This is a genomic window from Mesorhizobium sp. CA16, from assembly GCF_020165175.1.
Taxonomy (GTDB): domain Bacteria; phylum Pseudomonadota; class Alphaproteobacteria; order Rhizobiales; family Rhizobiaceae; genus Mesorhizobium.
Genome location: NZ_JAIUHP010000007.1, coordinates 55,748 through 67,977 on the forward strand (window position 1 = coordinate 55,748; position 12,230 = coordinate 67,977).

Consider the following 12,230-nt stretch of genomic DNA (forward strand, 5'->3'; position numbering starts at 1 on the left):
GACGCTCACATTTCGGTGAGCGGTCGCAGGGGAAATGCATCAGCCAGCTGCCGGTTTCGTAACGTTGCATTTCCACGTGTAACATCAACTTGCGATTGCTGGCGCCGAAATCCCGAACTAACACAACATACGCCCAAAGAGATTATGGATAAGCAGAATGCCGGCAGCCGTGGGAACTGGAAAATGGAACTTCTGGATCGACCGCGGCGGCACCTTTACCGACATCATCGGCCGTGATCCGCGGGGCCGGCTGCACCCCCGAAAACTCCTGTCCGAAAATCCCGAGGCGTATGCGGACGCCGCTATCCAAGGCATCCGCGACCTGTTGGGTTTGAAAGCCGGCGTCGCCATTTCCGCCGACGCGATCGGCGACGTCAAAATGGGCACGACCGTTGCCACCAATGCGCTGCTCGAGCGCAAGGGCGACCGTGTGCTGCTGCTCATCACCAAGGGGTTCCGCGACGCTTTGCGCATCGCCTATCAGGCAAGGCCGGATATCTTCGCCAAGGAGATCATCCTGCCGGAGCAGCTCTACGAGCGGGTGATCGAGATCAATGAACGCGTGCGCGCCGACGGCTGCGTCGAGCGCCTGCTCGACATCGCGGCCTGCCGCCCGGCGATCGAGCAGGCGAAGGCCGACGGCATCGATGCGGTCGCCATCGTCTTCATGCACGCCTGGAAATACCCGGACCACGAAAAGGCCGTGGCGAAAGTCTGCCGCAAGATCGGCTTCAGCCAGATCTCGGTGTCTCACGAGGCCTCTCCGCTCATCAAGCTGGTCGGCCGCGGCGACACCACCGTGGTCGACGCCTATCTGTCGCCGATCCTGTCGCGCTATGTGCAGCGGGTGGCCGGCGAACTGGGCGCCGGACCGCGCCTGATGTTCATGATGTCGTCGGGCGGCCTTACCGCCGCCGACATGTTCCAGGGCAAGGACGCGCTGCTTTCGGGACCGGCGGGTGGCGTCGTCGGCATGGTCGAGACGGCGAAGCTCGCCGGCTTCGACAAGGTCATCGGCTTCGACATGGGCGGCACGTCGACCGATGTCGCCCACTATGACGGCGAATATGAGCGCGCTTTCGACACCGAGGTCGCCGGCGTTCGCATCCGCGCGCCGATGATGCGCATCCACACCGTCGCCGCCGGCGGCGGCTCGATCCTGCACTATGAGGCGGGCCGCTTCCGCGTTGGCCCGGATTCTGCCGGTGCCAATCCCGGGCCTGCCGCCTACCGGCGCGGCGGCCCGCTCGCCGTCACCGATGCCAATGTCATGCTCGGCAAATTGCAGCCCGATTTCTTTCCGGCGATTTTCGGCGCGGGCCAAGACCAAGCGCTCGACATCGGCACGGTTGGCGAAAAATTCGCCGCGCTTGCCGCCGAAATCGGCGACGGCCGGACGCCCGAGGCGGTCGCCGAAGGCTTTGTCACCATCGCCGTCGAGAACATGGCCAACGCCATCAAGAAGATCTCGGTGCAGCGCGGCTATGACGTCACCGAATATCTCTTGAACTGTTTTGGCGGCGCCGGCGGCCAGCACGCCTGCCTGGTCGCCGATGCGCTCGGCATGGAGGCGGTGCTCATCCATCCCTTCTCCGGCCTTCTCTCGGCTTACGGCATCGGCCTCTCGTCGGTCTTCGCCTCGCGCCAACAGGGTCTGCTGCAGCCGCTTGCCGAAGAATCCCGCGCGGCGATCGAGGCGCTCATCGCGGCGCTGCGCGGCGACGTCATTGCCGAGCTCGGCGAGCAAGGCATTGCCGGGGACGCGGTTTCAACGAGGCCTGTCCTGCATATCCGCTATGACGGCACCGATACGGCGCTGCCGGTGAATTTCGAGCATGGCTCGATCTTCCGCGCCAGAAGCGATTTCGAGGCCGCGCACAAGGCGCAGTTCGGTTTCGTCTATGACGATAAGCCGATCGTCGTCGAGACCGTCGCCGTCGAAGGCATGGAAGTCGCCCGACAGGACAAGGCTGAAGCCCCGGCGCTCGCCGGACCGGCAGGAATTGACGCCAAACCTTTGGAAAGCCGGCGCATCTACACCGAAGGCCGCTGGCACGAGGCGGGCGTCTATCGCCGCGAAGGCCTGCGGCCGTCCCACACTGTCGCCGGGCCCGCGCTTATCATCGAGCCGAACCAGACCATCGTTGTCGAGCCGGGCTGGCGAGCCGAAATCACCAGTCTCAATCACGTCGTGATACGCCGGACAGAAAGAAAGGCGCGTGCCGCGGCGCTCGGCACCGAAGCCGATCCGGTGATGCTGGAGGTCTTCAACAACCTCTTCATGTCGATCGCCGAACAGATGGGCGTGACGCTGCAGAACACCGCCTATTCGGTCAACATCAAGGAACGGCTCGACTTCTCCTGCGCCGTGTTCGACCGTCATGGCGCGCTGGTCGCCAACGCGCCGCATATGCCGGTGCATCTGGGTTCAATGGACCGTTCGGTGGAGACAATCATCCGCTTGAACTCCGGCGATATCCATCCCGGCGACGTCTTCGCGCTCAACGCGCCCTATAATGGCGGCACGCATTTGCCCGACATCACCGTGGTGACGCCGGTGTTTGACGACGCCCGCAAGGAAATCCTGTTCTGGGCGGCCTCGCGCGGCCATCACGCCGATGTCGGCGGCACCGCGCCGGGCTCGATGACGCCGCTTGCGACAACGGTCGATGAGGAAGGCGTGCTGTTCGACAATTTCCGCATCGTCGACCGCGGCCGCTTCCGTGAGAAGGAGTTGGAGACGCTGCTTACCGACCATCCTTATCCGGCGCGCAATCCCGTCCAGAACATCGCCGACCTCCAGGCGCAGATCGCCGCCAACGAAAAGGGCGTGGCGGAGCTGCGCAAGATGGTCGCGCATTTCGGCCTCGATGTGGTCGAGGCCTATATGGGCCATGTCCAGGACAATGCCGCCGAAAGCGTGCGCCGCGTGATCGAGCGGCTCCCCGACAGCGCGGCTTATGAATACCCCACCGACACCGGCCAGGTGATCAAGGTGAAGATCACCGTCGACCGCCAAAAGCGCGAGGCGACGGTCGATTTCACCGGCACCTCGCCTGTCATGAAGAACAATTTCAACGCGCCGGAGCCCGTCGCCCGCGCCGCGGTGCTTTATGCCTTCCGCGTCATGGTCGAGGACATGATCCCGATGAACGCCGGATGCCTCAGGCCGATCAACATCGTTATTCCGGATGGCTGCATGCTCAAACCGTCCTATCCGGCGGCGGTCGTCGCTGGCAATGTCGAGACCTCGCAGCATGTCACCAACGCGCTGTTCGGCGCGATGGGCGCGATGGCCAACGCCCAAGGCACGATGAACAACCTCACCTTCGGCAACAGGAAATACCAGTATTACGAGACGATCTGCTCCGGCTCGCCGGCGGGCCGGATGAATTCCGGGCGCGGCTTCGCCGGAACGTCCGGCGTCCATACCCACATGACCAATTCGCGCCTTACCGACCCCGAGGTGCTGGAACTGCGCTTCCCCGTCGTGCTGGAAGACTTCCATATCCGCGAAGGCTCCGGCGGCAAGGGCAAGTGGAACGCCGGCGACGGCACCAGGCGCACCATCCGCTTCCTCGAAAAGATGGAATGCGCGATCCTGTCGTCGCACCGCAACCGGCCGCCCCAGGGCCTCGAAGGCGGCGGCGACGGCGAGGCCGGCTCGACCAAGGTCAGGCGCAATGACGGCTCGGTCGACGTCCTGAAGGCCTGCGACCAGACCACGCTCGATGCCGGCGAGGCCGTCATCGTCACCACGCCGACACCCGGAGCGTTCGGAAAAGCGTAAAAACAGCGTCAACAGGCTGTCACCTGTCTGTCATGCCGCTGCGCTACCCGCTTGCGCCAAAGCAAACGGGGAATCACCTTTCCATGTCGGACGTATCCGGAGAACTCGTTTATCGTCGAGGCAAGGAAGTCGGAAAGGCCGTCTACCAGAACCGGGCATTGTCGAAGGACGGCATTTCCGAGCGGCTCTTCGCTTTCCTGTTCTCCGGCCTCGTCTATCCGCAGATCTGGGAAGATCCCGATGTCGACATGGAGGCCATGCAACTTGGCGCCGGGCACCGAGTCGTCACGATCGCCTCGGGCGGCTGCAACATCCTGGCTTACCTGACCCGCACGCCGGCCCGGATCGACGCCGTTGATCTCAATGCCGCGCATGTCGCGCTGAACCGCATGAAGCTGGAAGCGGTGCGCCACCTGCCGTCGCAGGGCGACCTGTTCCGTTTCTTCGGCGCCGCCGGCACCAGCCACAATTCCGATGCCTATGATCGCTTCATCGCGCCGCATCTCGATCCGGTCAGCCGCCATTACTGGGAACGCCGCAACTGGCGCGGCCGCCGCCGCATCTCGGTTTTCGACCGCAACTTCTACCAGACCGGCCTGCTCGGCCTCTTCATCGCAATGGGCCATCGCGTCGCAAAACTGTTCGGCGTCGATCCCGCCGGCATCATGAAGGCGGAGAACATCGGCGAGCAGCGCCGCTTCTTCAATGAGGAACTGGCACCGGTCTTCGACAAGAAGCTGCTGCGCTGGGCGACCTCGCGCAAGGCCTCGCTGTTCGGCCTCGGCATTCCGCCGGCGCAGTATGACTCGCTGATCACCTCTGGCGACGGCTCGATGGCGAGCGTGCTCAAGGCGCGCCTTGAAAAGCTCGCCTGCGATTTCCCGCTCAAGAACAACTATTTCGCCTGGCAGGCCTTTGCCCGCCGTTATCCGCAGCCCGGCGAGGCCGCGCTGCCTGCTTATCTGGAAGAGCGCAATTACAAGACGATCCGCGACAACATCGATCGCGTCGCCATCCACCACGCCAATCTGATCAAGTTCCTGGCCGCCAAGGATGCCGGCACCGTCGATCGCTTCGTCCTGCTCGACGCGCAGGACTGGATGACCGACGACCTGCTCAACGCGCTGTGGACCGAGATCACTCGCACGGCCTCGGCCGGCGCCCGCGTCATCTTCCGCACCGCGGCCGAACCGAGCCTCCTGCCCGGCCGTGTCTCCAGTTCGCTGCTCGACCAGTGGACCTACGAGGCCGACGCCTCGCGCGAATATTCGGCAAAAGACCGCTCGGCCATTTATGGCGGCTTCCATCTCTATGTGAAGCGGCCGGCATGAGCACGACGGAGCTGCCGGCCAGCCATGCCGAACTGATGGACGGCGTCTACCGCTGGCAGCGCCATATCTATGATCTGACCCGCAAATACTACCTGCTCGGCCGCGACCGGCTGATCGACGGGCTGGACGTGCCGCAAGGCGGCACCGTGCTGGAGCTTGGCTGCGGCACCGGCCGCAACATTGCGCTTGCCGCCCGCCGCTATCCGGATGCGCGCTTCTTCGGTTTGGACATCTCGGCCGAGATGCTGGAGACGGCTAGCGCGGCCATTGCTCGCGAAGGCCTGTCCGACAAAGTCAGGCTGTCGCGTGGCGACGCAACCGACTTCGATGCCATGGCGCTCTTCGGCATCGCGCAGTTCGACCGCGTCTTCGTGTCCTATTCGCTGTCGATGATCCCCGGCTGGGAAAAGACGGTTTCGGCAGCCCTTGCGGCGCTCGCGCCCGGCGGTTCGCTGCATGTCGTCGATTTCGGCCAACAGGAAGGCCTGCCGCACTGGTTCCGCTCCCTGCTGCGCGGCTGGCTGCGGAAATTCCATGTCGCGCCGCGCGCCTCGCTGCGCGACGTACTTGAATCGGAATCGCAGCGCACTGGCGCAACCTTCCGCTTCAGAACGCTTTATCGCGGCTACGCCTGGCTGGCCGTGATCGGATCCCGCAAATAAAAGAACGCGATCAGTGCAGGGCCTTCACCAGCGCGCTGACCATCGCTTGTGGCCGATAGCCAAACTTGCGCGGCGTCAGACCTAGCCTCACCACCACCAACTGCTCAGACGGAATGATCGCCACCGTCTGGCCGTCATGGCCCTCCATCCAATAGGTGTCCTTGGGCAGGCCTGCAGCGACGCCCGCGCCGGGATTTTCCTCATCGCCCGGCCCCTCGATCCAGACCTGGCCTTTACCATACACCTTTGAGGCCGGTGCGGCCTCGCGCATCCAGTCGACGAAACCGGCGGGCAGGATCTGGTTTCCGTTCCAGACGCCGCCCTGCAGCAGGAACTGGCCGAAGCGCGCCCAGTCATGTGCCGTGGCATAGAGATAGGACGAGCCGACGAAGGTGCCTTGCTCGTCGGTCTCGAGCACCGCGCTATGCATGCCGAGCGGCTCGAACAGCGCCGTGCGCGGCCATGCCAGCGCCTTCGCCTTGTCGCCGATCGCGTCCTGCCACAGCCGCGACAGCATCACCGCCGTGCCGCTCGAGTAGGAAAACACTTTTCCCACCTCGCCGGTCAGCGGTTGGGCCTCGGCGAAGCGAGCCATGTCCGGCTCGAGATAAAGCATGCGCGTCACGTCGGCGACGTCGCCGTAATCCTCGTTGAACGCCAGCCCGCTCGACATCGCCATCATGTCGGCAAGGCTGATGGCGGCGCGGCCATCGGCCTTCCACGGTGCGAAGAGCCCCTTGTTATCGAGCGCCAGCTTGCCGTCCTTGACCAGCGTGCCGACGATCGCGGCATTCACCGTCTTGGTCATCGACCAGCCAAGCAGCGGCGTCTTGGCCGAAAAGCCCTCGCCATAACGCTCCGCGATGATCCGGCCGTTCTTCACCACCACGATGGCGCGCATGCCGGTGCCGGCCATCGCGGCATCGTCGACGATCTTCGCGACTTCGGGGTGCTGCGAAGCATCGACCCGCTCGCCATCGGGCCAGAGCGCGTCGGGTTGCGCCGCGGCCGGCGGCGCGGCGCGCAGCGACATCTGCCTTGCCTTGCCGGTGTCGCCATCGGCAACCGACGCGCAACCGACGCCGTCGCGCTCGACCGCGACACTCTTGCCGAAAACCCAAAGCAGGCCGGCCGAAACCAGTCCCCGCTCCTTGTCGACGGAGACCTTCATCAGCTTCAGCAACGGATGGCCCGGCGCCTGCACGTCGACGGCCAGGACCTCTTTGGCGTCGCGGCCGGCGATGAAGACGTTCGAGCAGATGATCTTGGCCGAGTAGCCGGAGCCGACGCGGATGAGTTCTGGCGGCGCGAAATAGAGCCAGGCGAAGAGTGCCGCCACCGCCAGGATCACAAGCCCAAGCAGCCATTTGATGAACTTAACGACAGTCCGCATCTTTCCCCGCCTTTTGGATTCGCGGGCTCGATATATGTCATCGATTTGCCGCCATTGCTTCCGCAAAATCGCCGGCATGGTCGAGCGCCGTCAATGGATTATCAACCATGTTCGGCGATCAAATGATTCCATGTCGCCCAAAAGTGCGCAGCGGTTTTGGGATAACGATTTGGACGGAATAAATCGGGACGGTCCTGTGGGGCGATCGTCCGGAGGGGGCCCGCGTAAGCGACCACCATCGATGAAGGACCCATCAGCGGCCGGCTGATCCCGGCTCGGGGAATATCATGCGCCGTCTTGCGGCCATCCTGATGCTTACGCTGCTGGGCGCCTGCTCGACTGTGGAGGACCTCTCACCATTGTCGCCGTCGTCGCAGGCGGTTGCCGTGCGCGCGCCCAAATTCGAGGACTCCAAGCCGCATGAGTGGGACAGCGGCGCGCCATGGACCTACGCCATCCACGGCACGGACGTCTCCAAATACCAGAGCTCGATCGACTGGCCGACCGCCAAGGCCAGCGGCATCTCCTTTGCCTTCATCAAAGCGACGGAGGGCGGCGATCGTTTCGACGACTATTTCAACGAGCACTGGGCGCGTACAAGGGCCGCCGGCGTCCCGCGCGCGGCCTATCATTTCTTTTATTTCTGCACGCCGGCCGAAATCCAGGCGCGCTGGTTCATCGCCAATGTCCCGAGAGACCCGTCGGCAATGCCGCCGGTGCTCGACATGGAATGGAACGCGAAATCGCCGACCTGCAGGCTGCGCCCCGACCCGGCCACGGTGCGCAGCGAGATGACCGTCTTCCTGCAAATGGTCGAGCGCTATTACGGCAAGAAGCCGATCATCTACACCTCGGTCGACTTCTTCGACGACAACCAACTGGCGACCTTCCGCGGCTATCCCTATTGGCTGCGCTCGGTCGCCGGCCATCCGCGCGAGAAATACGGCAGCCACCCCTTCACCTTCTGGCAGTACACCGGCACCGGCATCGTGCCCGGCATGACCGGCAAGTCCGACATCAACGTCTTCAACGGCTCGGAAGCTGCCTGGAAGAAGTGGCTGCGGCAGAACACCCGTTGACATCGGCCGCCGCGCCTGCTTTTCGACACGGCGGGCGGCGAAACATGCAACCGCTGGTAATCTGGAGCGGCGTACTCGTGCGAGTGCCTAGCGAGGCTCCCGAACTTTGAAATCCTCGCATGCGCCCGTCCGATCCCGTCCGGGGTCGCGATCGGGTCATGCGCCGGTCTCGAAAGGAAAGCGATGCGATTGCGCGTTGAAATCCTGGCGGCGCTCTTCGTCGGCGCGCTTGCGATGCCCGCGGCGGCGCAGGAATGCGGCGGCGATTTCGAGGCTTGGAAACAGGGCGTCGCGGCAGAAGCCAAGGCAGCCGGCGTCGGCGCCGTCGGGCTCGACGCGCTGGAGGACGCCACCATCGACCAGCGGGCGCTGGCGCGCGACCGCGCCCAGGGCGTCTTCACCCAGACTTTCACCGAATTTGCCAACCGCATGATTTCGACCTACCGCCTGAAGCAGGGTGCGGCCAATCTGAAGAAATATGCCGAAATCTTCGACCGCGCCGACAAGGAGTTCGGCGTCCAGCCGGCCATCATCGCTGCTTTCTGGGGGCTGGAGACCGACTTCGGCGCTGTCCAGGGCGACTTCCATACGCTGAATGCGCTGGTGACGCTTTCGCATGATTGCCGCCGCCCTCAGCTGTTTCGGCAGCAATTGGTGCCGCTGCTTACCTTGATCGACCGCGGCGTGCTGCCGGCCGACGTCAAGGGCGCCTGGGCCGGCGAAATCGGCCAGACGCAGATCCTGCCGACCGACTATCTGGCGCGCGGCGTCGACGGCGACGGCGACGGCAAGGTCGATCTGAGGAACAGCGTGCCGGACGTCATCATGACCACGGCCGACAAGATCATGTCGCGCGGCTGGAAGCGCGACCAGCCCTGGGTCCAGGAAGTGCGCGTCCCCGACGAAATGCCATGGGACCAGACCGGCCGCACCAACAAGCTGCCGCTGTCGCAATGGGCGCAGTGGGGCGTCACCGAACCCAACGGCAACCCGCTCATCGACAATGGTCTCAAGGCTGGCCTGGCGCTGCCGATGGGCCGCAAGGGTCCCGCCTTCCTGACCTATGACAATTTCGACGTCTATCTGGAATGGAACCAGTCCTTCACCTACGCGCTGACGGCGGCAGTGCTTGCGAGCCGCCTTGCCGGCGCGCCGCAATTCGATCCGCGCACGCCCGAGCAAGGCCTGAGCGGCGACCAGATCAAGGCGCTGCAGACCAAGCTAGAGGCCAAGGGCTACGACGTCGGCACCGTCGACGGCATCCTGGGCACCAACACGCGCGAAGCGGTCCGCAAGGAGCAGATGCGCCTTGGCCTGCCGGTAGACGGTTGGCCGACGCCCGAGCTTTTGGCGAAATTGTGAGAGCGAATAGCGAATAGAGAGTAGCGAATAGGGTTGGCCGGCGCTTCTTTCGCTTACACACTATTCGCTATTCGCTATTCGCTACTCCCTACTCCTAATCCGCCATCGTCTCCAAACTCGCGAACCCCTGCGGCGCGTCGCCCTCGTCGAACGGCGTCGTCACCTCGACAAATGTGTCTGGGAAGAAGCCGTTGAAGCGGGTCCTCAGCGACAGCGAGTAGGCGCCGATATGGCCGATCTCGATCCAGTCGCCGGTGTCGACCGTTTCCGGCAGCCAGAATGGCCTGGAAAGGATATCGACGGAATCGCAGGTCGCGCCGCAGACCTTGAACGGTACGATGGTTTTCTCGTCGCCGTTGCGGGTACGGATCGCGGGATCGGGAATGAAGCGGGCCGGCAGCGTGATCTTGCCGGTCCATGAATCCGACAGCGAGGCCCAGATGCCGTCATTGATGTAGAGCCGCTTGCCCTTGCGCAACAGCACCCGCACGATCAGCGAGAGACACCGCGCCACGATCACGCGTCCGGGCTCGGCCACCAGGGGCATCTGGTCAAACTGATATTCTTTCAGGTCGCCGGCGAGTCGCGACATCAATTGGCCGAGCGACGGCATCTCGATGTGCCTGCGATTGGGGTCGTGGCCGTATTCGGCGGGAAAGCCGCCGCCGACATCCAGCCCGGCAATGTCGAAGGTCAGGCGGTTGCGCACCCAGTCCGCCGAGGCGAGCGCACGTTCATAGGTATCGGGATCCTCGATCTGGCTGCCGACATGGAAGCAGAGGCCGACCTTGTAGCCCGTGCGATTCAGCCGCTCGGCAAGCTCGACCGCATTGGCCGGCCCGGCGCCGAACTTCTTCGACAGCTCGTAAGCCGCGTGGCCCTTGGTCTGGATGCGCACGAAGACGGTGAGAGCGCCCGGGTCGATATCGAGCGCACGCACGACGCGCGTCAGCTTGGTGATCTCGTCCTCATGGTCGAGCGAGATCACCCGGATGCCGTATTTTTCAAGCGCCAGCTTGATGTCCGACTGCGCTTTGACCGGATGCATGTAGAGCATCTCGGCGTCGGGCGAGACGGCGCGCACGGCGGCGAACTCGCCGGGCGAGGCGACATCGAAGGCGCTGACGCCAGCCTCGACCAGCGTCTTGAGAACGATCTGCTCGCCATTGGTCTTGACCGCATAAGCGGTCTTGCCGGGAAACATGCCCATGAACTGCAGGGCATCCTCCTTCAACACCTGCGGGCGGAAACAGTAGACCGGGTCGTCGGGACGAAGCGCCAGTGCCGCCTCACGGGCATTTTCGAATCGCTGCATGGACGAATCCTCAGGTCTGGAGCGCGCACAATTAATCCTAGCTAGCCGCCAAAGAAAACAGTTCTGTGTCTTGGCGATCCGGAGCGGCCTGCTGCACATTTTGGCGACGCTAAACCAGCGGTCATGTTTCGGGTGGCTCTTGCCGCCGAACCCGATATCGGTTCTTGAGATGCTTTAGGGGCCGAGGTTGCGATCGGCCCCGGGGAGGAACAGGACATGTCGATTACGGCCGGCGCCGCGCCGACGCGCGGAGCGATGACGCTCAAGGATTGGGCGCAGCTTCTCCTGCTCGGCGCGATCTGGGGCGGTTCGTTCTTCTTTGCCCGCATCGCCGTTTCCGAGATCCATCCGCTGGCGCTGGTGCTGTTCCGCGTCGCCATCGCCGCGGCGGCACTTCACCTCTATCTGGCAGCCCGCGGCCCTTCGTTCCGGCTCGCCTTCCCGCATGCCGGCCTGTTCTTCCTGTTGGCGCTCACCAACAATGTCGTGCCCTTCTCGCTGATCTTCGCCGGCCAGACGCAGCTCGGCGCCGGCGTCGCTTCGGTGCTCAACGCCACGACGCCGTTCTGGACGCTGATCCTGGCCAATGCGCTCACCATCGACGAGAAGCTGTCCTGGAACAAGTTCGCCGGCATCGCGCTCGGTGTCGCCGGCACCGCGGTGATGATCGGACCCGGCCTGCTTGCCGGGCTTGGCGGACCGGTGTGGGCCAAGTTCGCACTGATCGGCGCTTCGATCTCCTACGCCGTCGCCCTGATGATCGCCCGCCGCTTCAAGGGCGTGCCATCGCCCGTCATCGCCACCGGACAGCTGACCGCATCGACCATCATCATGATCCCGCTCGTGCTGATTGCGTATGGCCCCGCGGGGCTTTTCTCGGTCTCGCCGCCCGTCTGGGCCGCGGTTCTGGGCCTGGCGCTGCTTTCAACCGCCTTTGCTTACATCCTCTATTTCAATCTCGTCGCCTCGGCCGGCGCCACCAATGCCTCGCTGGTCACCCTGGTCGTGCCGGTCAGTGCGGTGCTGCTCGGCTTCCTGTTCCTCGGCGAGCGCCTGGCGCTGTTCGAAATCGGCGGCATGACGCTGATCGGACTCGGCCTGGTCACCATAGACGGTCGCCTGTTTGGCCGATGGTAGCGGTGTCATGCCACGGCTCCGCCACAATTTATTCACAACGCTTGAGGCGGCTTTTGCCGAAGAGTTTCAACGGCTAACGATAAATCGGAAGTCGCAAATCCCACAATCATGTCGCATTGCAGCACGTTTTCCGCTTGCCTGTAACCCAAATGACTCTAGAT

8 protein-coding genes are annotated in these 12,230 nt (G+C 63.9%); 6 read left to right on the plus strand and 2 right to left on the minus strand.

Features of this window, described 5'->3' with window-relative positions:
* Positions 1-157: 157 nt before the first annotated feature.
* Genes LB525_RS12440 through LB525_RS12450 form a run of 3 tightly spaced genes read left to right on the plus strand, consistent with a single transcriptional unit; the run spans position 158 to position 5,783 of the window.
* Positions 158-3,790, plus strand: a complete 3,633-nt coding sequence (locus LB525_RS12440; RefSeq protein WP_224544838.1) for a hydantoinase B/oxoprolinase family protein — start codon at positions 158-160, stop codon at positions 3,788-3,790.
* A 32-nt stretch (positions 3,791-3,822) separates the two neighbouring features.
* The gene (locus tag LB525_RS12445) at positions 3,823-5,121 is read left to right on the plus strand and encodes a DUF3419 family protein (protein WP_224544839.1); all 1,299 of its coding nucleotides are present in this window, start codon (positions 3,823-3,825) and stop codon (positions 5,119-5,121) included.
* A complete protein-coding gene (locus LB525_RS12450; RefSeq protein WP_224544840.1) occupies positions 5,118-5,783 on the plus strand; it encodes a class I SAM-dependent methyltransferase in 666 nt (221 codons plus the stop codon). The genes LB525_RS12445 and LB525_RS12450 overlap by 4 nt, the downstream gene beginning before the upstream one ends.
* A gap of 10 nt (positions 5,784-5,793) precedes the next feature.
* On the opposite strand, the gene LB525_RS12455 is transcribed toward LB525_RS12450, so the two are convergent.
* A complete protein-coding gene (locus tag LB525_RS12455; protein WP_224544841.1) occupies positions 5,794-7,176 on the minus strand; it encodes a serine hydrolase domain-containing protein in 1,383 nt (460 codons plus the stop codon).
* A 287-nt stretch (positions 7,177-7,463) separates the two neighbouring features.
* On the opposite strand from LB525_RS12455, the gene LB525_RS12460 reads away from it, so the two are divergent.
* Complete coding sequence (locus LB525_RS12460) at positions 7,464-8,255, plus strand: GH25 family lysozyme (protein WP_224544842.1); 792 nt, start codon at positions 7,464-7,466, stop codon at positions 8,253-8,255.
* A 183-nt stretch (positions 8,256-8,438) separates the two neighbouring features.
* Positions 8,439-9,617, plus strand: a complete 1,179-nt coding sequence (locus LB525_RS12465; protein ID WP_224544843.1) for a lytic murein transglycosylase — start codon at positions 8,439-8,441, stop codon at positions 9,615-9,617.
* 94 nt (positions 9,618-9,711) lie between these two features.
* Here the strand turns inward: LB525_RS12465 and LB525_RS12470 are convergent, their stop codons facing one another.
* Positions 9,712-10,932 carry an alanine racemase gene (locus tag LB525_RS12470; protein WP_224544844.1) on the minus strand — a complete coding sequence of 407 codons (1,221 nt, stop codon included), beginning with the start codon at positions 10,930-10,932 and terminating at the stop codon, positions 9,712-9,714.
* Positions 10,933-11,148: 216 nt separating this feature from the next.
* On the opposite strand from LB525_RS12470, the gene LB525_RS12475 reads away from it, so the two are divergent.
* Positions 11,149-12,069, plus strand: a complete 921-nt coding sequence (locus tag LB525_RS12475) for a DMT family transporter (RefSeq protein ID WP_224544845.1) — start codon at positions 11,149-11,151, stop codon at positions 12,067-12,069.
* Positions 12,070-12,230 lie beyond the last annotated feature (161 nt).